General features: G+C 60.5%; 23 protein-coding genes. 14 read left to right on the top strand and 9 right to left on the bottom strand.

Translation table 11 applies throughout. The features are described from left to right. Positions 1-225: 225 nt before the first annotated feature. The 3 genes from AC0L2L_RS22815 to AC0L2L_RS22805 all read left to right on the top strand — a co-directional run bounded on the left by AC0L2L_RS22815 (position 226) and on the right by AC0L2L_RS22805 (position 3,825). Positions 226-1,992, top strand: a complete 1,767-nt coding sequence (locus AC0L2L_RS22815) for an AMP-binding protein (protein WP_473581347.1) — start codon at positions 226-228, stop codon at positions 1,990-1,992. Between the two features lie 10 nt (positions 1,993-2,002). Then, positions 2,003-2,626, top strand: coding sequence for a poly-gamma-glutamate hydrolase family protein (locus AC0L2L_RS22810; RefSeq protein WP_473581345.1), 624 nt, complete (start codon positions 2,003-2,005; stop codon positions 2,624-2,626). A gap of 95 nt (positions 2,627-2,721) precedes the next feature. Beyond that, positions 2,722-3,825, top strand: a complete 1,104-nt coding sequence (locus AC0L2L_RS22805) for a calcium:cation antiporter (RefSeq protein WP_473581343.1) — start codon at positions 2,722-2,724, stop codon at positions 3,823-3,825. 52 nt (positions 3,826-3,877) lie between these two features. Here the strand turns inward: AC0L2L_RS22805 and AC0L2L_RS22800 are convergent, their stop codons facing one another. Continuing rightward, positions 3,878-4,786, bottom strand: a complete 909-nt coding sequence (locus AC0L2L_RS22800; RefSeq protein ID WP_473581341.1) for a hydrogen peroxide-inducible genes activator — start codon at positions 4,784-4,786, stop codon at positions 3,878-3,880. A gap of 163 nt (positions 4,787-4,949) precedes the next feature. Between AC0L2L_RS22800 and katG the strand changes: the two genes are divergently transcribed. Next, positions 4,950-7,163 carry a catalase/peroxidase HPI gene (katG, locus tag AC0L2L_RS22795; protein ID WP_473581339.1) on the top strand — a complete coding sequence of 738 codons (2,214 nt, stop codon included), beginning with the start codon at positions 4,950-4,952 and terminating at the stop codon, positions 7,161-7,163. Between the two features lie 67 nt (positions 7,164-7,230). Here katG and AC0L2L_RS22790 read toward each other — a convergent pair whose 3' ends face one another. Further along, positions 7,231-7,908: an MIP family channel protein gene (locus AC0L2L_RS22790; protein WP_473581337.1), complete on the bottom strand. Its 678-nt coding sequence runs from the start codon at positions 7,906-7,908 to the stop codon at positions 7,231-7,233. A 331-nt stretch (positions 7,909-8,239) separates the two neighbouring features. Between AC0L2L_RS22790 and AC0L2L_RS22785 the strand changes: the two genes are divergently transcribed. The 3 genes from AC0L2L_RS22785 to AC0L2L_RS22775 all read left to right on the top strand — a co-directional run bounded on the left by AC0L2L_RS22785 (position 8,240) and on the right by AC0L2L_RS22775 (position 10,731). Continuing rightward, entirely contained in the window at positions 8,240-9,529 is a 1,290-nt protein-coding gene (locus AC0L2L_RS22785) for an RsmB/NOP family class I SAM-dependent RNA methyltransferase (RefSeq protein ID WP_473581335.1), read from the top strand. A 95-nt stretch (positions 9,530-9,624) separates the two neighbouring features. Beyond that, positions 9,625-10,083, top strand: coding sequence for a PaaI family thioesterase (locus tag AC0L2L_RS22780; RefSeq protein ID WP_027164334.1), 459 nt, complete (start codon positions 9,625-9,627; stop codon positions 10,081-10,083). Between the two features lie 3 nt (positions 10,084-10,086). Further along, positions 10,087-10,731 (top strand): 5'-methylthioadenosine/S-adenosylhomocysteine nucleosidase, encoded by a 645-nt coding sequence (locus tag AC0L2L_RS22775; RefSeq protein WP_473581333.1) that lies wholly within the window; start codon positions 10,087-10,089, stop codon positions 10,729-10,731. On the opposite strand, the gene AC0L2L_RS22770 is transcribed toward AC0L2L_RS22775, so the two are convergent. Continuing rightward, positions 10,719-11,045, bottom strand: a complete 327-nt coding sequence (locus tag AC0L2L_RS22770) for a hypothetical protein (RefSeq protein WP_473581331.1) — start codon at positions 11,043-11,045, stop codon at positions 10,719-10,721. The genes AC0L2L_RS22775 and AC0L2L_RS22770 overlap by 13 nt on opposite strands. A gap of 94 nt (positions 11,046-11,139) precedes the next feature. On the opposite strand from AC0L2L_RS22770, the gene AC0L2L_RS22765 reads away from it, so the two are divergent. The 3 genes from AC0L2L_RS22765 to AC0L2L_RS22755 all read left to right on the top strand — a co-directional run bounded on the left by AC0L2L_RS22765 (position 11,140) and on the right by AC0L2L_RS22755 (position 14,851). Continuing rightward, on the top strand, positions 11,140-11,649 hold the full coding sequence (locus AC0L2L_RS22765; RefSeq protein WP_473581330.1) for a MarR family winged helix-turn-helix transcriptional regulator: 510 nt from the start codon (positions 11,140-11,142) through the stop codon (positions 11,647-11,649). A gap of 56 nt (positions 11,650-11,705) precedes the next feature. Continuing rightward, positions 11,706-13,283 carry a glutamine-hydrolyzing GMP synthase gene (guaA, locus tag AC0L2L_RS22760; RefSeq protein WP_473581329.1) on the top strand — a complete coding sequence of 526 codons (1,578 nt, stop codon included), beginning with the start codon at positions 11,706-11,708 and terminating at the stop codon, positions 13,281-13,283. 314 nt (positions 13,284-13,597) lie between these two features. Then, a complete protein-coding gene (locus tag AC0L2L_RS22755; RefSeq protein ID WP_473581327.1) occupies positions 13,598-14,851 on the top strand; it encodes a tyrosine-type recombinase/integrase in 1,254 nt (417 codons plus the stop codon). Here the strand turns inward: AC0L2L_RS22755 and AC0L2L_RS22750 are convergent. Then, positions 14,832-15,200 (bottom strand): helix-turn-helix transcriptional regulator, encoded by a 369-nt coding sequence (locus AC0L2L_RS22750; protein WP_473581325.1) that lies wholly within the window; start codon positions 15,198-15,200, stop codon positions 14,832-14,834. The two genes, AC0L2L_RS22755 and AC0L2L_RS22750, sit on opposite strands and share 20 nt — an antisense overlap. Before the next feature lie 883 nt (positions 15,201-16,083). Here AC0L2L_RS22750 and AC0L2L_RS22745 point away from each other — a divergent pair. From AC0L2L_RS22745 to AC0L2L_RS22735, 3 genes are all read left to right on the top strand, one after another. After that, positions 16,084-17,487, top strand: coding sequence for a hypothetical protein (locus AC0L2L_RS22745; RefSeq protein WP_473581323.1), 1,404 nt, complete (start codon positions 16,084-16,086; stop codon positions 17,485-17,487). Positions 17,488-17,579: 92 nt separating this feature from the next. After that, entirely contained in the window at positions 17,580-17,738 is a 159-nt protein-coding gene (locus AC0L2L_RS22740) for a hypothetical protein (RefSeq protein ID WP_164757361.1), read from the top strand. A gap of 11 nt (positions 17,739-17,749) precedes the next feature. Next, entirely contained in the window at positions 17,750-19,159 is a 1,410-nt protein-coding gene (locus AC0L2L_RS22735; protein ID WP_473581528.1) for an anti-phage deoxyguanosine triphosphatase, read from the top strand. Between the two features lie 67 nt (positions 19,160-19,226). Here the strand turns inward: AC0L2L_RS22735 and AC0L2L_RS22730 are convergent, their stop codons facing one another. From AC0L2L_RS22730 to AC0L2L_RS22710, 5 genes are read right to left on the bottom strand one after another with little or no spacing between them, the layout of a single operon-like run. Beyond that, positions 19,227-20,177, bottom strand: a complete 951-nt coding sequence (locus AC0L2L_RS22730; RefSeq protein ID WP_473581321.1) for an IS481 family transposase — start codon at positions 20,175-20,177, stop codon at positions 19,227-19,229. Positions 20,178-20,235: 58 nt separating this feature from the next. Continuing rightward, positions 20,236-20,907, bottom strand: coding sequence for a hypothetical protein (locus AC0L2L_RS22725; RefSeq protein ID WP_473581320.1), 672 nt, complete (start codon positions 20,905-20,907; stop codon positions 20,236-20,238). Between the two features lies 1 nt (position 20,908). After that, positions 20,909-21,550, bottom strand: a complete 642-nt coding sequence (locus tag AC0L2L_RS22720) for a 7-cyano-7-deazaguanine synthase (protein ID WP_473581318.1) — start codon at positions 21,548-21,550, stop codon at positions 20,909-20,911. Beyond that, the gene (locus tag AC0L2L_RS22715; RefSeq protein ID WP_473581316.1) at positions 21,547-22,869 is read right to left on the bottom strand and encodes a nucleoside 2-deoxyribosyltransferase; all 1,323 of its coding nucleotides are present in this window, start codon (positions 22,867-22,869) and stop codon (positions 21,547-21,549) included. The genes AC0L2L_RS22720 and AC0L2L_RS22715 overlap by 4 nt, the downstream gene beginning before the upstream one ends. 8 nt (positions 22,870-22,877) lie before the next feature. Further along, complete coding sequence (locus AC0L2L_RS22710; RefSeq protein ID WP_473581313.1) at positions 22,878-23,240, bottom strand: hypothetical protein; 363 nt, start codon at positions 23,238-23,240, stop codon at positions 22,878-22,880. Positions 23,241-24,840: 1,600 nt separating this feature from the next. On the opposite strand from AC0L2L_RS22710, the gene AC0L2L_RS22705 reads away from it, so the two are divergent. Then, positions 24,841-25,161: a hypothetical protein gene (locus tag AC0L2L_RS22705; RefSeq protein ID WP_473581311.1), complete on the top strand. Its 321-nt coding sequence runs from the start codon at positions 24,841-24,843 to the stop codon at positions 25,159-25,161. The last annotated feature ends 52 nt before the right edge of the window (positions 25,162-25,213 follow it).

Below are 25,213 nucleotides of genomic sequence, written 5' to 3'. Positions count from 1 at the left end.
CATCCGGCCGCTTCGCGGCCACCTTCTCCCCGTGGGGGAGAAGAGATGGCGCCAACGCTGGCAATCTCCTCTCCCCTCGGGGAGAGGTCAGCCGAGCGGAGCGGAGGCTGGGTGAGGGGGAGCGCCCTATGCGATAGCCCTCCCCTCAAGGAGGAGGGGGACCTTTGGCGGATTTCCACCGCCGCCATCGGCTGATAGGCTCGATTATCCCGGGAGGAGACGGCGATGGCGATCAAACTCGACGAGCTCATGAACGCCACCAATCTGCGCGGGCGTCGCGCCAGTGGCGCCTTCGTCGCTCCGGTGGGCGGCAAGGCGCATGTCTCGGGCGACCGCTCGGTGCCCCTGCTCGACAAGACCATCCCGGAACTGTTTTCCGATACAGTCAGCAAATACGCCACGCTCGACGCTGCCGTCTTCGTCGGCCAGGACAAGCGCTTCACCTGGAGCGAGCTGTCGGACACGGTCGACGCGCTGGCGGCCGGCTTCCTGGCGCTCGGCCTGGAAAAGGGCGACCGCGTCGGCATCTGGTCGCCGAACCGCTGGGAATGGCTGGTGACGCAGTTCGCCACGGTCCGCATCGGCCTCATCCTGGTCAACATCAACCCGGCTTATCGACTGACCGAACTCGAATATGCGCTCAACAAGGTGGGCTGCACGGCGCTGGTCACGGCAGCCCAGTTCAAGACTTCCGATTATCTCGGCATGGTCGAGACGCTGGCGCCGGAGATCGCCACGGCGGAGCCCGGCAGGCTCAAGGCAAAGAAGCTGCCGGGGCTGAAGATCGTCATCCGCATGGGCGAAGACAACTCGCCCGGCATGTTCAATTTCGGCGATGTGCTCGCCATGGCCGGCCGCGACGAGCATGACAGCCTCGACCGCATCTCGGAGAGCCTGAAGCCGGGCGAGGCCATCAACATCCAGTTCACCAGCGGGACGACGGGTGCGCCGAAGGGTGCGACGCTGACGCATTCCAACATCGTCAACAACGGCAATCTCGTCACCTCGGCGATCAGGCTCACCGTCGATGACCGTCTCTGCATCCCGGTGCCGCTCTATCACTGCTTCGGCATGTCGATGGGCACGATGGGCTGCGTCACCAAGGGCGCCACCATGGTGTTCCCCGGCGAAGGCTTCGATGCCGGCGCGACGCTGAAAGCGGTGGCGCAGGAGCGCTGCACCGGCCTCTATGGCGTGCCGACCATGTTCGTCGCCATGCTCGACCATGCGGATTTTGCGAGCTTCGATCTCTCCAGCCTGCGCACCGGCATCATGGCTGGCTCGCCGTGCCCGATCGAGGTGATGAAGAAGGTGGTGTCGCTGATGCATATGAGCCAGGTGACCATCGCCTACGGCATGACCGAAACCAGCCCGGTCTCCTTCCAGAGCAGCGTCGACGACCCGCTGGAAAAGCGCGTCTCCACCGTCGGCCGGATCCACCCGCACGTCGAGGTGAAGGCGATCGGCGCCGACGGCGCCACCGTCATGGTCGGCGAGCCTGGCGAACTCTGCACGCGCGGCTACTCGGTGATGAAGGGCTATTGGGACGACGTCGAGAAGACCCGCGAGGCGATCGACGCCGACGGTTGGATGCACACCGGCGACCTCGCCACCATCGATGCCGAGGGCTATTGCAACATCGTCGGCCGGGTGAAGGACATGGTCATCCGCGGCGGTGAGAACGTCTATCCGCGCGAGGTCGAGGAATTCCTCTATCGCCATCCGAAAATCAAGGAAGTGCAGGTCTTCGGCATTCCTGACGACAAATATGGCGAGGAACTCTGCGCCTGGATCGTCTTGAAGCCCGGCCAGATAGCGACCGCTGAGGAGATCAAGGCCTTCTGCGCCGGCCAGATCGCGCACTACAAGGTGCCGCGCTACATCCGCTTCCGCACCGAACTGCCGATGACGGTGACCGGCAAGCCGCAGAAATTCCTGATGCGCGAGGCGATGGTGGAAGAACTGGGGCTGGTGGCGCAGAAGACGGCGTGAAACGGCATTTATGGACAACGAGTTTCCAAATTTCGCGGCGCTGAGAGCCGCCAAAATCGAAAACATAGATTATCGCATCGTCGTCCGGCATGGCGCGCGGACCGGCAGTGCGGTCGTCATGGCCCCGCATGGCGGCAAGATCGAGCCCCGCACCTCCCTGATCACCGAGACGATCGCAGGGGGCGATCTCGATATGTATTGCTTTGAAGGGCTCATGCCCGAAAGCAACCGGGAGCTGCACATAACGTCCAGGAATTTTGACGAGGAGTCCGCGCTGGAACTGTTGCGGACGAAGTCCACTGTCGTCGCTATACACGGTCGTCAGGATCGGGACGATCCCTCGACGGTCTACCTGGGCGGCAAGGACGCCGCACTGGTTTCAGAGATAGCCTGGCGTCTGCAGGAGGCCGGCTTCCAGACGAGAAAGGATGACCATCCGTTTCCAGGTATCCAGGATTCAAACATCGTCAACCGCGGACTGACGGGGAAAGGAGCACAGTTGGAAGTGCCCCTCTCGCTGCGCCGCCGACTGGGGAGCGAGCCGGAACTCCTGGAAAAATTCTGTGGGGCGGTTCGCAAGGCCATCGAGATATTCGACACCAAAAATGGTGCCCGGCCCTCAATCGTGTTTTGAATGATGCGCTTGGCGGGCAAAGATGCCCGTGAGAGGTGCTCCCCACGCGCTTTTCCGCTAAGTTCGCGCAAACGCACGGCGTTCGGGGGACTTGGATGACTGGTTTCGGACGGTCGGTGACTTCCTACACGATGCCGTTGGCCGCGTTGGCGATGGCTGCCGCGGTCAGGGCCAGCGGCCTTTCGGTTGACCAAGGGTCGCCGAATGTCAGGATACTCGTTGGAGCGCTGTCGAGCGCCATCATGTTCACCACCATTTTCGTGGTGCTCGACCATGCCGAGGCGGTCGCCCGGCGCGTGGGGGAGCCCTACGGAACATTGGTGCTGACTTTTGCGGTGACGGCAATTGAAGTGTCGATCATCGTCTCCATGATGCTGCATGGAGAAAACAACCCGACGCTGGCGCGCGAGTCCGTTTTCTCGACGGTGATGATCACCTCCACCGGCGTTGTCGGCCTATGTCTCACGCTTGGCGGCTGGCGCCATCGCAAGCAGGCGATCGTTCGGCAAGGGACAAGCGCTTACCTGTCGGTTCTGATCGCGCTGACCGTGATGACGCTTATTCTCCCGACCTACACCCAAGCTACGGGCCCCGGCACGTTTTCGGCAGCTCAACTTGGTTTTGTAAGCGTCCTTTCGGTGCTGCTTTATGCGAGCTTCGTGTTCGCCCAGACCGTCCGTCACCGGGAGGACTTCGTCCAGGGAGAGGCACACGACGTTCCGATGCGAACTGTCTCCCATGAAAGCATTGCCATCAGCGCCCTGCTGCTGTTGTGCGGTCTGATCGGAATTGTCATGCTCGCCGAGCAGGTCGCAGCAAGCGTCGAGGATGCGCTAGCCGCCTACCAGGTGACCCAGGCCGACAGCATTGTGGGGGCATTGATCGCGGGACTGGTTCTGATGCCGGAGGCCATCTCGGCGATCCGCGCCTCATTCAAGAATGAGCTGCAGCGCAGCTTGAACATCGCGATGGGCTCGGCCTGCGCCACGATCGGTTTGACGATACCGGCGGTCGCGGCGGCCAGCCTGCTGACGGGCAGGGGGCTGACCTTGGGGCTTCCGGCGTCCGATGCCGTGCTTTTGGTGCTGGCGCTTTTCATATGCAGCGTAAGCTTCAGCACCGAGAGAACGACGTTCCTGACCGGTATGATCCATGTCGTGGTGTTTTTTACCTATGTGTTTTTGATCTTTGTGCCGTGAAACTTGTCGTGGGCCGAGTATCGGGCGCAGGAGATGGGCATGGACGGGCGCTTCACGCCGCCAGCACCGCCTGATCCAACGCCCGTATGATCCTCGCCAGTTCCACGCATTCGTCCTGTCGCGCCCTGTTGCGGCGCCAGGCCATGCAGATCAGGCGCTGCGGCATCGGTTCCTGGAACGGCACGATCCGCAGGTCCGGCATGACGCCGGCGGCACGTGCCGCCATTTCCGGCACCAGCGTGACGCCCAGTCCATGCGCCACCATCTGCAAAAGCGTCGTCAGGCTGGTCGCGCCATAGCTTGCCATCGCCACCGGCCGCACATTGCCGCAGACAGCCAGGGCCTGCTCGCGCAGGCAGTGGCCTTCCTCCAGAAGCATCAGCCGCTCCAGCGCCGGGCTTTCGGGCGGCACGGGCGGCGAGGCGAAGGCCGGATCGCCGGCGGGAACCGCAAGGAAGAAGCGATCGGGAAAGAGCTCTTCGGTGACGAGGCCCGCATGATCAAGCGGCAGCGCGGCGATAAAAGCGTCGAGCCGGCCGGTGGCCGTGTCCTCGACCAATGATGCGGTCACGGACTCGCGCAGTTCGATCTGCAGGGCAGGGTATTGCTTCTTCAGCTCCGGCAGCACATGCGGCAGCAGATACGGCGCCACCGTCGGGATGATACCCAGCCGGAAGCGGCCCTCCATGGCGGGACGACCGCGTCGAGCCGTCGTTTCGACGTCACGGATATCGGCGAGGATGCGCTCGATGCGCGGCTGCAAGGCATGCGCCTCGTCGGTCATCCGCACCGTCTTGCCGCCGCGTTCGAACAGACGACAGTTCAGTCGTTCTTCCAGCTCGGCGATCTGCGAGGACAGTGCCGGCTGGCTGACACCGGCAAGCTTGGCGGCGCGGCCGAAATGCAGCGTCTGCGCCAGCGCGTCGAAATAAAGCATCTGGCGAACGGTGAGACCAATCATAAGCAAAGGTTATCAAAACAAACAGGAAAGGCAATTTGTCTTTATCGGCTGGCCGGCCTACTCTGGAATCGTTCCAGGTTGGCGCGGCCAATGGCTGCCCCCGCACATCTCGGGAAAATCGACCTCGGCGAAATTCAACCTCGGCAGAATCGGAGAGACTAAGATGGACGCGAAAACCGACGACAACAGCGCTGGCAAATGCCCCGTGGCGCATGGATCCGCCGGCCGGACCAACCGTGACTGGTGGCCGAACCAGCTCGACCTTGCCGTTCTCCACCAGCAGTCGAACCTGTCGGACCCGATGGGCGAAGACTTCGACTACGCCAAGGAATTCGCGAGTCTCGACCTCGATGCGGTGATCAAGGACCTGCACAAGGTCATGACGGATTCGCAGGATTGGTGGCCGGCCGACTTCGGCCATTACGGCCCGCTCTTCATCCGTATGGCCTGGCACAGCGCCGGCACCTATCGCATCGGCGATGGCCGCGGCGGCGCCGGCGCCGGTCAGCAGCGTTTCGCGCCACTGAACAGCTGGCCGGACAATGCCAATCTCGACAAGGCGCGCCGGCTGCTGTGGCCGGTCAAGCAGAAGTACGGCCGCAAGATTTCCTGGGCCGACCTGTTGATCCTCACTGGCAACGTCGCGCTGGAATCGATGGGCTTCAAGACCTTCGGCTTCGCCGGCGGCCGTGCAGACGTGTGGGAGCCGGAGCAGGACGTGGATTGGGGCTCCGAAACCAAGTGGCTGGATGACCAGCGCTATTCCGGCGATCGCGAGCTTCAAGGCCATCTCGGCGCCGTGCAGATGGGCCTGATCTACGTCAACCCGGAAGGTCCGAACGGCAAGCCGGACCCGATCGCCGCCGCGCGCGACATTCGCGAGACCTTCGGCCGCATGGCGATGAACGATGAGGAGACCGTCGCGCTCATCGCCGGCGGCCACACTTTCGGCAAGACGCATGGCGCCGGCGATGCCTCGCTGGTGGGTCCCGAACCCGAGGGCGCCGGCATCGAGGCGCAGGGGCTCGGCTGGTCGAGCAAATACGCCTCCGGCATCGCTGGCGACGCCATCACTTCGGGCCTCGAGGTGACCTGGACGACGACGCCGACCAAATGGAGCAACAACTTCTTCGACAACCTCTTCAACTATGAGTGGGAGCTGACGAAGAGCCCGGCGGGCGCCCATCAGTGGACGCCGAAGGGCGGTGCCGGCGCCGACACGGTTCCGGACGCGCACAATCCCTCCAAGCGTCGCGCGCCGGCCATGCTGACCACCGACCTCGCGCTGCGTTTCGATCCGGCTTACGAAAAGATCTCGCGCCGCTTCCACCAGAACCCGGATCAGTTTGCCGACGCCTTCGCCCGCGCCTGGTTCAAGCTCACCCATCGCGATATGGGTCCGGTGGTGCGCTACCTCGGCCCGCTCGTGCCGAAGGAAGAGCTGATCTGGCAGGATCCGATCCCGACCATCGACCATGAGCTAGTGAGCGAGCAGGACATCGCTTCGCTCAAGGCGAAGATCCTGGCCTCCGGTCTCTCGGTTTCCGAGCTGGTCTCCACCGCGTGGGCTTCAGCCTCGACCTTCCGTGGTTCGGACAAGCGCGGCGGCGCCAATGGCGGCCGCATCCGGCTTGCGCCACAGAAGGACTGGGAGGTCAACCAGCCGGCCCAGCTCTCCAAGGTGCTCGCCAAGCTCGAAGCCATCCAGCAGGAGTTCAAAGCGGCGCAGACCGGCGGCAAGAAGGTCTCTCTGGCCGACCTCATCGTGCTTGGCGGCGTCGCTGCCGTCGAGAAGGCGGCCAAGGACGGCGGCAACGAGGTGGCGGTTCCCTTCACGCCGGGCCGCATGGACGCCTCGCAGGAGCAGACGGATGTTCACTCGTTCGCGCCGCTAGAGCCGACCGTCGATGGCTTCCGCAACTACAGCAGGGGCAAGCTGCCGATGTCGGTCGAAGCGATGCTGGTCGACCGCGCCCAGCTCCTGACGCTGACAGCGCCGGAACTAACCGTGCTGGTCGGCGGCCTGCGCGTGCTCGGCGCCAACGCCGGCGGCTCGAAGCACGGCGTCTTCACCGACAGGCCGGGCACGCTGACCAACGACTTCTTCGTCAACCTGCTCTCGATGGCGACCGTCTGGGATCCGGCGGCCGGCACCGAGCCGGGCTCGGACGAGGTGTACGAGGCGCGCGACCGCAAGACCAAGGCGGTCAAGTGGACCGGCACCCGCGCCGACCTGATCTTCGGCTCGCACGCGCAGCTGCGCGCGCTGTCCGAGGTCTACGGCTCTGCCGACGCCAAGGCCAAGTTCGTCAAGGACTTCGTCAAGGCATGGGCGAAGGTGATGAACCTCGACCGCTTCGAGATCGCCGCGAAGTAAGTTTTCGACCTCCCAAGTAAAAAGGCGCGGGTCATGCCCGCGCCTTTTTTCATAAGGCCAATAAATCTCAGTCTTTTTCGAAGATGCCCACCTTGGCGACGACGCCGGCGATCGCTCCACCGATCAATGGTGCGACGATGAACAGCCAGAGCTGGCTGAGCGCCGCGCCGCCTGAAAACAGCGCCGGGCCGATCGAGCGCGCCGGATTGACCGAGGTGCCGGTCACCGGGATCATCGCGAAGTGAATGGCTGCCAGCGTCAGGCCGATGACCAGGCCGGCGAAGGCGGTGGTGTGCTTGGCGTTTGTGACGCCGAGGATCACGGTGACGAAGGTGAAGGTGCCGATAAGCTCCCACAGGAAGGCTGAGCTCGTACCCCATTTCGCTTCGTCCCAGCCATTGGCGCCGAAGCCGCCGGTGTGGCCGCCGGCCTGGCCGGAAACGATGATCCACAGCGCCAGCGAAGCGATGATGGCGCCGATGATCTGCGCGATCCAGTAAGGCACGACATCCTTGGCCGGCATCCGCCCCGCCAGGAACACGCCCAGCGTCACCGCCGGATTGAGATGCGCGCCCGAGATCGGGCCGATCGCATAGGCGGCGGCGATCAGGCCGATGCCGAACGCCAGGCCGATGCCTTCCTGTCCGAGCGGCAGCGCGCCGCCGAAACCGCCCGTGACAACGGATGCCGTGCCGATGAACACCAACAAAAACGTGCCGAGAACTTCTGCCAGATAAGTCTTCATTGCCCTCTCCTCATAGGATCCGCCAACCCGCGTTTCCCGCGCCGCGAATCACTGCCGGGAGAGTATTCCTGCGGGCAACACTTGGAAAGCTGAGAGGTTAAGCCAAGGGGCTTGCTTGTGCACATCAGTCAAAAACATTAGAGACCTTTCATATTCTCGCCGATCGTCTTGTTTTTCCGATGGTGTCGCCTGCTTTGAAAAACCGTTCGGCGAAATCGCCCCGGATTTGAAAACGTGTTTCACCGGGAAACCGAATAGAACTGTTTCAATCCTGGCCTGAAAGGCTTTAAGAGCGGGCTGGACCAGATTTGTAAGAGCTACGGAAAACCGAATGCGACTGGGCGGAAGGCTGGCGGCGGCCATAGAGGTTCTGGAAGACATCGGCCGGCGTCACCGGCCGGTGGCCGACGCCTTGCGCGATTGGGGCCTGTCGCACCGCTTCGCCGGCGGCGGCGACCGCGCCGCGATCGGCAACATCGTCTATGACGCGCTGCGCCGCAGACGCTCGGCCGGCTGGCTGTTTGGCGAGGACACGCCGCGCGCCATCGGCTTCGGCGCGCTTCTGTTGGAATGGGGGCAGACGGCGCAGTCGCTGAATGAGGCGCTCGACGGCGACAAGTTTGCGCCGCCGCTGCTCAGCGCCGGCGAGCTGAAGGCAACCGCCGGCCGCGGGCTGGTCGACGCGCCCGATGTGGTGCGCGCCGATGTCCCGGACTGGTGCGCGCCGCTGCTTGAACAAGCCTATGGCGACGCCTGGGTCGAGGAAGGCGCTGCCTTGGCGCAGCGCCCGCCGCTGGATCTCAGGGTCAACACGCTCCAGGCCGATCGCGCCAAGGTGCTGGCTGAATTGCAGGGCACCGGTGCGGCGCCGGCGGCGATGGCGCCGCATGGCATCCGCATCCCACCGATCGACGGCGACGGCAGGCATCCGAACGTCCAGGCCGAGCCGGCTTTCCAGAAAGGCTGGTTCGAAGTGCAGGATGAGGGCTCGCAGCTTGCCGCAGCACTTGCCGGTGCGGAGCCTGGCATGCAGGTGCTCGACTATTGCGCCGGCGCCGGCGGCAAGACGCTGGCGCTATCGGCCGAGATGGACAATCGGGGCCAGCTCTTTGCCCATGACTCGGAAAAGGTGCGGCTGGCGCCGATCTTCGAGCGCATCCGCCGCTCGCACAACCGCAACGTCCAGGTCGTCAGCAAGCCGGCCGAGCTTGCGCCGCTCACCAAGCACATGGACGTCGTGCTGATTGACGCGCCCTGCACGGGCAGCGGCACCTGGCGGCGGCGGCCCGACGCCAAATGGCGGCTGACAGAGAGGCAGCTCGATGCCCGCAAGGCCGAGCAGCAGGCGATTCTCGACACCGCGCAAGCCTTCGTCAAACCTGGCGGCCTGCTTGTCTACATCACCTGTTCGGTGTTCGACGCCGAAAACGGCGAGCAGGTCGCTGCGTTCCGTGAACGCCATGACGGCTTTGCGCCGGTCGACCATCGCCTGCTCTGGGACAGCCGTTTCCCCGGCCATGAGCAGGCGGCGCGCATTGCCGGCACCGGCGGCATCTCGCTGTCGCCGGCGCTCAGCGGCACCGACGGGTTCTATTTCCACGCCTTGCGCCGGGCCGCGTGAGATCGGCCGCATTTTGCTGCGCTGCAACATAAGAGATTGCCTGTCTCGCCTGGCTCTGCAATAAGCTTCGCCAGCAAAACGAGAAGGCGAAGGCCATGGCAGCCAAGATCGTACCCGCTCCCGACTTCGAGGAACGCGTCAGGGTCTCTTTTGCCCGGCAGGAAGCTATGGCGACCATCGGCGCCGAGCTGACGCTGGTGACGCCGGGCATCATCGAGATCGAGATGCCTTATTCGGCCGCACTCACCCAGCAGCATGGTTTCCTGCATGCCGGCGTCATCTCCACCGCTTTGGACTCCGCCTGCGGCTACGCGGCCTTTTCGCTGATGCCGGAGAATTCCAGCGTGCTGACCATCGAGTTCAAGGTCAACCTCCTGGCGCCGGGCAGGGGCGAGCGCTTCCTGTTCCGCGGCTCGGTGACAAAGCCCGGCCGCACCATTATCGTCGCCGACGGCCAGGCTTACGCGTTCGCCGCCGATGGCGAGGCCAAGCTGATCGCCACCATGACCGGCACGATGATGACGGTGGTCGGCCGCGACGGCATAGAAGGGTGACGCATGGCAATTGCTGCAGCCATCGCCGGCAAGTCCGTTCTTTTCGTCATGGCGGCGGAGGCCGAGTATGGCCCGCATCTGAAGAACCTGTTCACGCCATTGATGACCGGCGTTGGTCCGGTCGAAGCCGGCGTCAGGCTAGGCGCCGAGCTCGCGGCGTTGAAGGCCGAGGGAGCGCTTCCGGACCTGGTCGTTTCGCTGGGCTCGGCCGGCAGCCGCAAGCTCGAACAGACCGAAATCTACCAGGCCGTGTCGGTGAGCTATCGCGACATGGACGCTTCGCCGCTCGGCTTCGAGAAGGGCGCGACGCCTTTCCTCGATTTGCCGGTGACGGTGCCGCTGCCCTTCATTATCCCGGGCATCAAGACCGCCGCGCTCTCGACCGGCGGCGCGATCGTCACCGGTGCCGCTTATGACGCGATCGATGCCGACATGGTCGATATGGAGACCTTCGCCTGCCTGCGCGCCTGCCAGCTCTTCGGCGTGCCGCTGATCGGCCTGCGCGGCATTTCCGACGGCGCGGCCGATCTCAGGCACGTCAACGACTGGAACCAATATCTCCACGTCATCGACGAGAAGCTGGCCCAGGCGGTCCAACTGCTGGAACAGTCGATCGCTTCCGGCGCAATCGATCTTCAGACCGGCTGACGCGGCAGGTTTTTAGCGTTGCCGAACAGCACCCCGATCATTTTGAAGCGAACGGCATTGTCGCGGTTGACGTAGGTGACGGATCCCGGCTCATGGTCCAGGGTCCAGCGCCCGGTTACACCCGTGTCCCAGTCCGTGACATAACCATCATCGAGCATCCGCCAGCGCCCGCTGCGCGCTTCGCCATCATCGAGCAGCATGTGCGCGGCACCGTCGTTTTCGAAATAGACGTAAGCCTCCTTGCCGTTTCGCTCCAACACATGGGTCGTGCCCGGGATGAGGATCGCGAGATTTTCCTTTTGCAGTGCCGTCATGTTTTTCTCCTGAGTGAAGTCGGCGATTGCCTGGACCGGTGTCGCGGCGTAAGGTGGGCAAGTAGTCAAGACACTTGACTACTTAGAGGGTGTGTTGAATTTGGTCAAGTGGCTTGACGAAAACACCGAGGCGTTGCCCGATCACGTCGGCTGGCGGCTATGGCAGGCGAGCCGTGCCTGGCAGGCGGAGTTCGCTGCCGCCATGCGTGCCGCCGGCCACTCCTGGTTCAGCGAAGCGCGCGCCGGGCTGCTCGGGCACATCCCCCGCGGCGGCACGCGCCAGGCGGCATTGATCGAGCGCGCGGCCACCTCCAAGCAAGCGGTTCAGCAATTGCTCGACGGACTGGAAGCGGAAGGCGTGCTGGAGCGGCTCCCCGACCCCCGTGACGGCCGCGGCAAGCTTGTGCGCTATACGCGCAAGGGCCTGGACGCTTTGCGCGACGGCGACCGCATCAAGCTTGAGATCGAACGCGGCTATATTGATCGCATCGGCGAGCAGCGCTTCGCGGCGCTTATGGATGCCTTGCGCGCGCTCGACGCAGCCCGGGGCGACGCGCCGGAAACGGCCGCCGCTGCTCGAGACGAAACATCGGAATCGAAGTAAGCGGCGCGACCGCGCGACCCATTGCGCAGACTCGTTTCTTTCTCTAAAGGCTCGCCATGACGACAGCCAATCATCCCGATACCGTTCTGCCCGACACTGTCCTGATCATCGATTTCGGCAGCCAGTTCACGCAGCTCATTGCCCGCCGCATCCGCGAGTCGGGTGTCTTTTCCGAGATCGTGCCGTTCCAATCGGCCGAAGCGGCCTTCAAACGCATCAATCCGAAAGCGGTGATCCTGTCTGGCGGCCCGGCCTCGACCACCGACATCGGCAGCCCGCGCGCGCCGCAGATCGTCTTCGACGCCGGCGTGCCGGTGCTTGGCATCTGCTACGGCCAGATGGCGCTCTGCGTTCAGATGGGCGGCGTCGCCGAAAGCTCCAACCATCGCGAATTCGGCCGCGCCTTCGTCGAGATCGAGAAGGAGAGCCCGCTGTTCGAAGGCCTGTGGGCGCCGGGCCAGCGCCACCAGGTGTGGATGAGCCATGGCGACCGCGTCATCGAATTGCCGCCGGGCTTCAAGGTGCTCGGCAAGTCGGAGAGCTCGCCCTTCGCCATCTTCGGCGATATCGAACGCAAGATGTACGGCATCATGTTCCACCCGGAAGTGGTGCACACGCCGGATGGCGCGAGGCTGCTCAGGAACTTCGTCCACAACATCGCTGGTATCGAGGGCGACTGGACGATGCGCGCCTATCGCGAGCACGCCGTGGAATTGATCCGCAAGCAGGTCGGCAAGGGCAAGGTCATCTGCGCGCTTTCGGGCGGCGTGGATTCCTCGGTCGCGGCGCTGCTGATCCACGAAGCGATCGGCGACCAGTTGACCTGCATCCTCGTCGACCACGGTCTGATGCGCAAGGATGAGGCGGCAGGCGTGGTGGAGATGTTCCGCCAGCACTACAATCTGCCGCTGATCCTGGTCGACGCGTCCGACCGCTTCATCTCGGCGCTGGAAGGCGAGGCCGATCCCGAAAAGAAGCGCAAGACCATCGGCCGCCTGTTCATCGAAGTGTTCGAGGAGGAGGCGAAAAAACTCGGCGGCGCCGATTTCCTGGCGCAAGGCACGCTTTATCCCGACGTCATCGAAAGCGTCTCCTTCTCCGGCGGCCCGTCAGTGACGATCAAGTCGCACCACAATGTCGGCGGTCTGCCCGCGCGCATGAACATGAAGCTGGTCGAGCCGCTGCGTGAACTGTTCAAGGACGAGGTGAGGGCGCTCGGCAAGGAACTCGGCCTGCCCGAGAGCTTCATTGGCCGCCATCCCTTCCCGGGCCCCGGCCTGGCCATTCGCTGCCCGGGCGGCATCACGCGCGAAAAGCTGGAAATCCTGCGCGAGGCCGACGCGATCTATCTCGACGAGATCCGCAAGGCCGGCCTCTACGACGCCATCTGGCAGGCCTTCGCGGTTCTGCTTCCGGTGCAGACGGTCGGCGTCATGGGCGACGGCCGCACCTACGAATTCGTCTGCGCGCTGCGCGCCGTCACCTCCGTCGACGGCATGACGGCCGACTTCTACCACTACGATATGAACTTCCTGGGTGCGGCTGCCACCCGCATCATCAATGAGGTGAAGGGCATCAATCGGGTCGTCTACGACGTAACATCGAAGCCGCCTGGGACGATCGAGTGGGAATAAAAATCGGTCGTTCGCCAGCATTCGGCGACTATCGAGAAACCTTCGTTAAACGTCTGAATTTTATCTGCTTTCGGCTATACGTCTATCGCTGACTATCGCCTTTAAGCGGAATCATTTGACGGTAAATCTGACGGCATTCCTTTTCGCGTCATCTTCGCTGCAGACTGATGCCGTCACTGCGCCGGACTCAAGCCAGTTGGCATTTTTCGAGGTAAGGCATTGAATCCAATGTGCTCTCCCAGAGCCTTGACGGTAAAATGAATGACGGTAAAAATAGGCATTTCAAATTCTAGACGCGTCCATCGTCTCCTCCTATGCTCACAGACATCGCACTTAAGAAGCTGAAATCAAAAGATAAAATATACAAAGTCACTGATCGTGACGGTATGTACGCGACCGTGGCTCCCACAGGGCAGATATCGTTCCGATACGACTACCGAGTGAATGGTCGGCGAGAGACAGTGACACTGGGCCGCTATGGTGAGGGAGGCATCTCGCTAGCAGAGGCGCGTGACCGCTGTCTTGCCGCACGAAAAATGGTGGCAGCCGGAAAATCACCAGCCCAGGAAAAGCAGCGTGACAAGAGGCGCCTGTCTGAGACGGGCACGTTCGGCGATGCCGGCAGAAGATGGTTTAAAGAGGCGAAGATGGCGGACAGCACGCGCTCCATGCGCAAAGCCGTCTTCGATCGAGACATCTGGCCGATTTGGGACAAAAGGCTCCTGACAGAAATAACATCGGACGATTTGCGGGTGCTGTGCGCAAAGGTGCGGGACCGTGGCGCACCAGCAACCGCCATTCATGTCCGGGATATTGTTAAGCAGATCTATGGTTCTGCCATTCTGCACGGCGAGAAGATCGCCAATCCGGCGGACGAGGTAGAGCCATCTTCGATAGCTACCTTCGAGGCGAAAGACCGGGCGTTGTCACCCGTAGAAATTCGAATCATGCTGAAAGAGTTGGAGAATGTGCCGACTTTGCCGACCCTTCGGCTGGGCCTAAAGCTGATCCTGCTCACGATGGTTCGGAAGAGTGAGCTTCTGGACGCGACGTGGGATGAGGTCGACTTCGAGGACGCGGTATGGAGCATTCCCAAGGAGCGAATGAAGCGGAAGAAGCCACATAACGTCTACCTGTCCCGCCAGTCCCTCGACATCATGATTGCGCTCAAGACTTGCGCTGCGAACTCTCGATACGTGCTTCCATCTCGCTATGACGCCGACGAACCCATGTCGCGCGCGACCTTCAATCGGATTACGATGGCGATTGTGGACCGCGCAAAACAACAAAATCTGCCGCTTGCTCCCTTTACGGTGCATGATCTACGGCGGACCGGCTCCACGCTCCTAAACGAGATCGGATTCAATCGCGACTGGATCGAAAAATGCCTTGCACACGAAGACAGTCGCTCCTCCCGCGGCGTCTATAACAAGGCTGAATACGAACCGCAGCGGCGCCACATGCTGCAGGAATGGGCCGACATGATTGAAGCGTGGGCGGCTGGCAATAAACACGCACCCACACTGCAGCCGATTTCCGGGGCAGCCGTCATCCTCGATCCGATTTGACGGGCCTCGTCTTCCGCGACCGCACGTCTGGTCCCGGGGCCAGTTCGATCGAACCAGCAAAGGACGCGTTCCGCCGTTCCTGAATCCAGGCTTCGACTTCTCCTAGGTCCCAAACGACGCAGCGGGGGGTCAGATTGAACCGTCGGGGGAACTCGCCTCGCTGTTCCATTTCATAAATGGTCGTGTCCGATAGCGGGACGATTGCTCGCAATTGCGATCGGCGAACAGTTCGCACGATCTGTCGCGCCTCAATGTGCGGTGGAACCGGAAGGGGGCGATCCGCTGGCGCGGCCTCTATGTCCTGGCAGCTTTCGCGTTGAGTTTGCTTCTGCCGTTTGACCGTTTGCATACCGAAGGGCTCCTTCGGGCCAATGATCGCGCATCTGCTCCAATCTGAGTATAGCTCTCAATTACGAGCACATCGTCTCCTTCGACCAACCGGCGAGCTTTGCAATGGTCGGCAAGCCTAGGTCTTGCTCACGAGCACACCGACTTCGCGACTGTGTCTCGAAGGCGTTCTGTGTCTTGTTTGGACCGGTCATCTTCGCTCACGGTCAACCCTTTGCATAGCTCCACGTCGGGTGGATTCGTGTACTCCCGGAATCTAGGTCCTCATCGCTCCGATTCTCGGCTTGCGGAATGAACCTGCTGGTCGCGGCGCGTGACAGTCCCGATGATCGCGTCGCCATTGCTCATCTCATACTGCCTCGCTGTTCGAGGATGGGATGGAGCACCACGCCATCCATTGCGGGTTCGATCACGCGTTCAAACGTGCTCTGCTCGACGACGGCACCCGTGAGCGTATGACTGCTTTGCGCCCCCATAATGGACATTCAGCAATCGCAAATTTTCGAACACAACCGGGCAGATGTGCCGGCCAGATCGCGTCGGCAACGTCCATAAATAAGCGATCTTGAGCTTGCTTCTGAGCGAGGCGGGCAATTTTGAATGAGCTCTATGGGCTTGGGCCTTGGGCATGAGAGCTTGACACAACGTCAGATGTTCTCTATTTGTTCCGACCGATTGCACTGAAAAGAGTAGCTTTCTGGTTTTGCTACGGCGGCTTGAGCCGTCGATCCCATTTGCTGCCCATCGGCACTAGTTCGGCCCGACTTTCAAAGTTGGGGAGATTACGGAGGCGTGAGCCAACGTCATTTGGCCATTGCGAAACTTGCGGATAGGATACACACGCAGGCACGCACCGTGTCGAGGCGTTGTGGATTCAAAGGAAAGTGACGTTGGGCGGTTCGCATAACAAGGCTGATCAACCTGACGTAGCGGTCTTCAGAAAAGATCAAACATTGGACCGGCTAGCGGAAACGTTCAACGTCGCGCAGTTCGTAAGCTTCGCGCCGGCAGTCGGCGCACCTGCGCAGCAGTTCTGCCGCATCGCCGGTTTCGAGGCAAACCACCAGTTCGGATCCGTTGCCGATGCCATACAGACTCTTTTCGAGCGCAGTTCCGAAGGCACGGTCAACGTTCGCAGCTTTAGCGCTGATCAATCCCAAAGTCGCGAGTTTATCTACGGCGTGGACACTGCCGCTGCTGCGGTCACCGCGGTCGAGCGCATGGCCGACGAGGGCGCCTTCACGATTGTCAACGAGACGATCGATGTTTCGGACGGTGGTATCTCGGGCGTCGTGATGGGCGATGTGGTCGAGTTCCGCCCCGACATGACGCCTCGCGGAGTAGAAAATCCCGGGTTCGCGCGCCTTCCCACGGACAAGGCTGTCCAGCTCTTCAAGACAGTCTACGGAGTGGAAGTCGATTTCGCCGGCGGCCGAAACGGCCGCCTTGAATTCAGTCTGCATCCCAGACCTCGGGGCTGGAAGAAGGGCAACGTGATCTTCTGGGAGCATTCCGAGGATTTCTTCTCGGCCGGGTTGGTCAAGGCCGAATGGCCCAACGATTTCAGCCGCATGATCGGCGACAAGGCTTATGGGCTTCTGATCGCGGATATAAGCGGGTTTCCCGTTCCGAGAACCACGGTCATAGGCCGGCGGGTCGCACCCTTTTCGTTTGGCCGGGCTACGGGTCTTGAAGAGGTATGGATACGAACTAGCCCACGGGAGCAGGTGCCCGGCAAGTTCACCACCGCACGAGGATGGCAAGATCCGTTCGCCTTGCTGCAAGCTGAGGATCCTGACGGCACCGCCATCTCTTCGGTGCTTTCGCAGAAGGGCGTCGCGGCCCAGTGGTCAGGTGCGGCGATCGAGACATCGACTGGTGTTCTCGTGGTCGAGGGGATCAAGGGAACCGGAGACCGCTTCATGGTCGGACTGGCAGATCCCGAACCGGTTCCCGATGGCGTTCTTGCACGGGTACGTGACGTCCATGCCAGGCTAGTCGGTGCTCTTGGCGCTACAAGATTCGAATGGGTCTTCGACGGCGCGGAGCTTTGGATCGTCCAGTTGCATAGCGGAGCCAGCGTCTCGGACGGTGACGTCATCGTGCCCGGCGATGCCGGCGAGTGGGTGGACTTCGACGTCTCTCAAGGATTGGAGGCACTTCGGTCGCTCTCCTCCAGCCTGAAGCCAGACACGGGGATTACCCTCGACCGTAGAATCGGCCTGACCAGTCACTTGGCGGATGTTTTGCGGAAAGCACGGGTTCCGGCGCGCGTAGGCGCCCGGTAGTCTTTTCTGAAGACGGGTATTCAGAACTGGACTTAAACCAATAAGGCGCATGCTCGTTATACCTCGTTCGCAGCGCTCACAGGAGGAAGAATATGGCATACACGGCAGTAATCGAAGCCCGAAAGGCTGCAGAAGCTAAGCAGGAGAGTGTTCGTGAAGCCGTACGGCTCGGGCTGCAGCTCAAGCGCGAGGTGGAAGCGAAGAAGGCTGCGCAGGAGTTGGTGCGCGCGCAGGCCCAGGTGCGCCGATAGTGCGGGTGAAGATGTACAGCGATGAGGACCGGCAGCGCCAGAATGGGGAGGCCGGGGACTCGGACCCCTGGAGACCACCCTTCGTCAGGGATTTTGGCAGGATTATCCACAGCGCCAGTTTCAGACGGCTGCAAGGGAAGACGCAGGTCTTTCCCGGACACGAGTCCGACTTCTTCCGAAACCGGCTGACGCACTCGCTCGAAGTCTCGCAAATTGCGGAAGGTATCGCAGACCGCCTGAATCATCTATACGACGAAGCTCTAGATGATCGGAAGATCGACAGCAGGCTGTGCGCGGCCGCCGGTCTTGTTCACGACATCGGACACCCTCCTTTCGGCCACAACGGCGAGCGAGCGCTAGATGGGAAGATGAGGATGTATGGCGGGTTCGAGGGGAACGCCCAGACGCTACGCATCTTGAGCCGCCTTGAGAAGAAGGCGAAGTACGAAAAGCCTGTAGATGGCGACGTACGTGCCGGCATGAACCTGTGTTTTCGTACACTGGCTGCCGTCTTGAAGTACGACGTCGAGATAGAGACAGAACGCCCGGAGGCTATCAAGCCGAAAAAGGGGTATTATGCGTCCGAGGCAAAGATCGTCGCGGACATTAAACAGAAGGTCCTGGGTGGAACGCAGGTTCCGGCTAACACGAAGTTCAAGACTGTCGAATGCGCGATCATGGATATCGCGGACGACATCGCCTACTCGGTTTACGATCTGGAAGACAGCCTCAAAGCGGGTTTCCTGACACCGGCGTCGATCTTGGGGACTGATGACGAGTTGCTCGGGAGGGTCGCCAAGGACGTGACGAAAGAGCTGAAGGACGAGATCGGCGAGACCATCTCTATGCAGCAGGTCCAGGCGACGTTCGTGGCCATGTTCAGTGACATTTTCGCGACAGGCGAAACCGAGACGTCGGATGTTGAGGATGAACGGCAGCAGGCTGATATCGCCAACTTCATCAATGCGATAAGGGCTTCCCGTGATCTGAACATGGACGCAGGGAAGAGAATGAAGCTTTCGTCGGAACTGGTCCACGAATTCATCAATGACGTGGAGCTAACGATTAACGAAGAGTTTCCGGCGCTTTCGACAGTGAAGCTGGTCAAGAGTACGCGCATCAAAGTCGAAATCCTCAAGCAGTACACGTATCTGTCGACGATCTACTCGAACCGGGTCAAGCTCGGCGAATACCGCGGCACCCAGTTGGTGGAAGATATTTTCGACGCGCTTGAGAAGGAGAACGGGCATCTGCTCATGCCGGACGACGTGCGCAAGCAGGTTCAGGATGCCGATAAAGACAAGGCATTGAAAGCCCGCCACATATGCGACTTCGTCGCCGGGATGACGGACAGGTATGCTGTGGAATTCTGGGCACGGCTTCGGTCCGATGCAGCGGAAAGCATCTTTAAGCCGATCTAGTCGAATGACCTGCGTAATCGAGGAGGAGCGGCGCTCGCTCTCTACCGCCGCATGGCGATGAGGCGCGCTAAGTGTTTAGTCCCGGCATTTGATGGAGAGGATCGAGCCTGAATCGTTTTGGCTCTTTTGTCCAGATTTTGCAGATGAATTCGTAGGGTGTGAGCCCCTTCAGGGTCTTTAGCCTGCGTGCGAAGTTGTAGGCGCTGACGAAGTCGGCGAGATGGGCTTCGAGCTGCTGGTGACTGTCGTAGTGGAAGCGTCTGACGGTGGCTTCCTTGATGGTGCGGTTCATCCTTTCGACCTGTCCGTTGGTCCAGGGATGCTTCACCTTGGTCGTGCGGTGCTCGATTCCGTTCTCCCGACAGGTGCGCCCGAAGATATGCTCCATGGCCGTGCGATCCTGCTGGCGATTTTTGAACTGAATGCCGTTGTCGGTGAGGATCGTGTGGATTTTGTAGGGAAGCGCCAAGGTGAGGTGGCGCAGGAACTCGGCCGCGATCATCTTGGTGGCCCGCTTGTGCAGTTCGACATAGGCGAACTTGCTGGTCCGGTCGATGGCCACGAACAGGTACAGCTTGCCTTCAGCCGTCTGCACCTCGGCGATGTCGACGTGGAAATAGCCGATCGGATAGGTCTTGAACTTCATCTTGGCCGGCTTGTCGCCTTCGACTTCCGGCAAGCGGCTGATCCCATGACGCTGCAGGCAGCGATGCAGGGATGAACGTGTCAGGGTCGGAATCGTCGGCTGCAGCGCGTAAAGGCAATCGTCGAGTGGCAGCAAGGTGTGCCGCCGGAAGGCGACAATCACCGCCTCCTCCTCGATCGTAAGCACCGTCGAGGAGGGGTTCCTCGGCCCGGTCGGCACGTCGGCGACCGACGTCCGCCCCTTCCATTTGATGACCGTCTTCTGGTTGATCCCGTAGCGCTTCGCCAGCACTCTCAGGCTCTCTTGACTATTTTGTATTGCTCGACGGACTGCCTCTGTCGTCGTGGCGCTGCCGTGTAGAACCTGGCCCATAGTGCCTCCTTCGATTCGGAAGAAAAGAGTGCACCATCAAAACCCGGGATCAAACACTTTAATGCGTCAAGGATTTCCAGTCAAAAGCAAACACTAGCTGGCGGTTCGATACAGACGCCTCCCGTCTCCATACCCACGCGTCGAATTCCCGGCGGGAGACGGACAGCAGATCAGCGGCGTAGCAGAAGACCGATCTAAGGAAATCGTAGTCCTGCTCGACGACGCCGACGCGTTTGGCAAAGGTCCGTAGATGTCGGTCGACCGCGATCGAGTCGATGCCGACCAGGCATTGCATGTAATCCACCGTTTTTGGGCCGACTCCTCTGACTTCCCGCAAGGCCAAGACGAAGGAAGCATCCTGCAAACGATTGCTTAAAATAGCTGCGCTCTCAACAGAATGCTCGCTCAGGAAACCGACAAGCGCCTCGAAGCGGCCTACTTTTTCGGGATGGCGCCAGTTGAGGAAGCGCGAGGTTTCTCCGCGTGCGACTAGTCCTACCAGCTCCGAAGTGCGGTCAAGATCGGGAAAGCGCTCGAGAATGGTCGAGACCCGCGGAAGGACGACGGACCTGTAATTCAGGCCCGCCTGCAGGACGCAGTCCGCGACGATCGCGCCCATGTGATCGTAAGAGTCGCGGGCGGTCTCCCGCCTGATATCGACTCCCACATCGAGGGCATAATCCGCCACACGACGAGCAGCGACCAGCATCTGTATCGGCGAAGACTGCATTTCAACCGACCTTGCCTTGGGGCGTTACGAGGGCGGCGTCCTGTAGCGCATAAAGGCGTTCGACGCAATTCGGGCAGGCACCGCACGGGAAATTGCTTGCGGCCTGGCAAGAGAACGTTCGGCCGATCGGAACACCACGACGCAGGGCTTCCTGGACCACATCCGTTTTTGACGAGAAACGGAACGGGGAGGTGAACCGGACGGAACCTATCTTGTCGATCAAGCTATCGATACCGTTCATGAACTCTGCGGTGCAGTCGATTTCCTTCGCGTGGTTGCTGTTGATGAAACCTGTATAAACATCGACGATTCCCAGGGTCTGCGCGCGAGCCGCCGCGGCCGCGAAGAACAGCATCGTCCGATATGGGACGTACAACTCGTCATCAGCGACGTTGTCCTCCCAAAGGTCTGCTTCCTTAATGAGTCTCGACGACGATCCGTTGAAGATGTCGGAGATATCGCAACGCTCGGGACGTCGCATGCCGCGGGGCAGGACCTCGTTTACCCGATCCCACTCCATCTCGACGCAGTGCTGGCCATAATCTAAGAAAAAGGGAAACACATCCACGCCATCTGCGGCGAGCCGATAAGCGACGGTGGTGGAGTCAAGGCCGCCCGAGGCCAACAAAACCGCGCTTTTCATGACTTCGCCATCCAGAGTTTCGAAACGGCGTCGAAGATGCCGTTCAAGCATTGATCTAGGTTATCAGAATAGCGGGCGCTTCCGCCCGCGACCATCGTGTTGTTGTTCTCTCGACGGGGATCGAACGTGATGACCGGCTGTTCGCGCGCCATGGCGAAGCCCATCTCGACCAAGGTTCCCGGATCGCGATCCAAGGGAACGGCGAAAACGACCTCGCATTCGCCCAGAATCCCCAAATCCTTGGCAAACGTCTGTCTTAATACGGCATCCGGACTACCGAGCGGAAGCTCGCCGTTCTCCTCAATTGGCCGCCGGACGTTGAAGTTGTGGTATTTGAGGGCGTCTACGGCTCGATCGACTTCTGGTTTGTCGGTGTACGAAAAATCCGGGGCCGCCAGATAAATGGGAAAAAGCGGCCTTGCATGCCACGGCAAGATAGTGCCACCAAGGTTGCGCAGCTCATCTACGGAAAGCTTGAGTGATCGTTCGACATCCCGCTTGAAATCGTCGGGGTAGGTGGTTTGCGAATAGGCGGTCGCCGCACTCGCTCCGCGCCATGCCGCATCTCCCCATCCGCCCCTTGAAAGGCCGACCATCACGGCAGTGTAGACGTCGCCGACCCCCACGGAATTGACAGTGACTGATAGTTGAGCGGGTATCGCATCGACCGATCCTTTTGACAGGTTGAAGAGGCGACTTCCCCCCCTGTTTTCTTTAAGAAGAAAAACTTCGGCACCCAGATCCGCTATCAAGGGTAACATCGCGTCAACGGTCTCCGATCCGACACGCGTGAAAAGCGGAGACGATGTGGAAATCGCGATCCCCTTTACATTACCAGAGAAGACCTTCAGCACAGAAGGATCCGCCGTGTCGTAGGCGATATCGAAACTGAAACGCGCATCATCGGACAAGGCGCTCCGAACCTGCGCGAGATCGAAGCTGCCCGGGAAAATGAGGACCTCATGATACGCTGCGAGTGAATTTCCGACGTCGAGGATCGTGACTTCTTTTTCGCCACGCAGCAGGTCCTCGTATCCTTGGTCAGCCACCTCGGTCGGGTCTCCGATCACCATGACGCCAGGAGACCCCGTGACTTCCCCCAGCCAGACAAATTCCAGGCAACCGTGGGCGCTGAGATACCGCTTTGCCTGATCGAAAACATAACGCGGGCAAACCGCCGCTACGGCGTAATCAATGCCGCTCGCCCATAATCCGCGGGCTGCGTGAACGATACCACCCAGTCGCAACTTGCATTCGATGCCGGGGCGCGCAGTCGTAAAGTCGACAATGATTTCGCCGACGAGCAATAGGGGAGCCATGCCGGTCCTCACCGCGCCGTGAAGTCTGCCGATACCGTGGGTACTGGCAACATTCCCGAAGCCGTCACGACCCCGACATAGGCTATGCCGTCCTTCATGCAAGCTGCCAGGTAGTTGAAGCTGGTAGGCAGCGCTCCGACCTTCACGCCCTGCGGAGTTGCCGCGAACAGGCGTTTCTGGTGTAAGATGACTAGCTCAGTGCCAACGGGAGGCACGGTGGAGTGCGTTACGAAGTAATCGCACAGCTCGATCTCTTCCAGAGAGCACGAGAATGCCTGCCGGCAGCGATCGATGCCGCTGGTCCCACCGGCCCCGTCGTTGCTGCGCGTGCCGGAATAATCCGTGAAATTGCTAGATCTCGTACTTCCCACTCGATAACCTCCCCGACCTACAACGCCAAGTTTCCAACCTGAAATGAATCTTGACGGAGCGCAACCCGCGTCCAGCTGTAGCCTGTGCAAGAAACGCCATTCCTGTCACAGGTGCGTCACTGCAACTAGCTTCTGTTGTTCCATTGGCCAACATCGCCTTGAGGGATGCTTAACTCACTTCCGAGTTACCGAGCGACTGCATTTCCGGCGGACTTTCTCGCATCAAAGGCCGCGATGCGTGGACTGGATTGCGCGGCTGATCAGAGGTAGGAACGTTTTGGACAGAGCCTGCGTTTCCCGGAAGGTTTCGTTCCCTGGCCTACCCTCAGTCCACGAGTAGGCGGATTTCGCTGAAGCGATGCTAATGATCGTAAGCGTCAAGCAAGAGCCCTGCGTCTTGGTTTGCGACTCAAGTCCAGAGATGTACCGTTCGCACCGGTTCCGAACCGCGTGGCTGATAAAACTCGGGAAATTTGCAATGAGTTGGGGGTCTGTGAGGGAGGGTTCCTCCGGACCCCACCTGGTGGGTGGAGTAGCCTGACGGCTGACTGTCTCCCACCTGCTTTTGCGGCATACAAATCGATACGGACATTCCGCTCCCGGCCCCAAATGCGGTTATTCTGGAGCATGGCTCTGAACGTTGTGTCGCGGGAGTATACGGGACGATACGGGAAGATTTCTTATTTTGGCCCACGAAAAACTCAGTAAATTCAGCGATTTTGATACATCTTCCAGGCCCACCAAAGCATCTGCTTAAGTGCCTGATGTTTATGAGTTTTTCAGATTGGACCCGCGACGCGGACTCGAACCCCCTCGTTCTAACCAAGTACTGATTGGGGTCGCACGTCCGCTACACTCCGCCGAAGTCGGGTATTTCCGGGATCAGAATTGGCCAATCCAACCAAGCGGTTGGACCTGGCTGCTGAGAATGTGAATCAGGCGATCCTCTCAAGCGCGCCCAACCACCAGCCAGGTGTAGGTACGGATGTTCGGCTTCCGCATTGCTGGCTCCGTCACGAGCGGCGGATGACTTCGTTCACTTCAGGATCTGAGTTGGGGACTCAACCACTTTTGAGCGTGTCACGCAGCACTCCACGCCAGTGGGAAATCGCTAGCGCCAAGTCACAGTTATCAAAAGACAAAATTACCGAGCTGTCCGGTTAAGTCTTCGAAATCGCCGTGAACTTACTTACGGGATGATCAGACGTTCCAAGTCTGCAGAGTTTGCCGACACCCGGTCATAGACCCTCGCGGCCTCGCGTGGATAGAGGTCGAGATGGCAGTGGAAGTTGACACCGACGACTTGAGCACCGCCGGGACGCCCCAAAACGGCGAACCAGACCGGCGAGACAGGGATTGGTGTGAAGCAGGCATCGTTGCCCAAATGCGGGTGCACTTCAATGAAGCCGACGTTTGTATCTCTTCCATAGGCTGAAAAACAGTGTTGCGAATTTATACTTCAGGGGATGAACAGTCTGAGAGTGATGCGTTACTTGCGCTTGATCCAGGGATTACGACGGGGTTCTTGTTCCGTGCGTTTAAACACACTTACGTGGGGGACATCAGATGCGGACCGCGGGCCTGTCTTGGAGCCTTCATTGTGTCAAGCTGCGTCACCCAGATTCCCGATATGAATCATGCTCCGGCCGACAAGCCGTTTCTTCCCGAAGTCGATTTGATCAGGCATTTGAAATGCGAGCTAAACCTGGGCGCGCGCGATGCGCTGAAGCAATATTCAAACGAAAACAGCGGTGGAAACGGCGTCGACTGGATTCGAAAATGGCAAGCGAAGGTGGCGCTCAAGCTCGTGGTGGATGACACTACAACACTGAATCCAGGCATCACGTGCGTGTTTCAGAAATTCGCGGACACCCATTCCGCTAATTCGCGGACAGCGATTTCAGTAATTACGGGACAGTGATTCCGCTAATTCGCGGACAGCGATTTCAGTAATTACGGGACAGTGATTCCGC

This window comes from Mesorhizobium sp. WSM4832, from assembly GCF_055811115.1.
The sequence above is the reverse complement of the archived record's forward strand: the minus strand, read 5'-3'. Positions and strand labels throughout refer to the sequence as shown.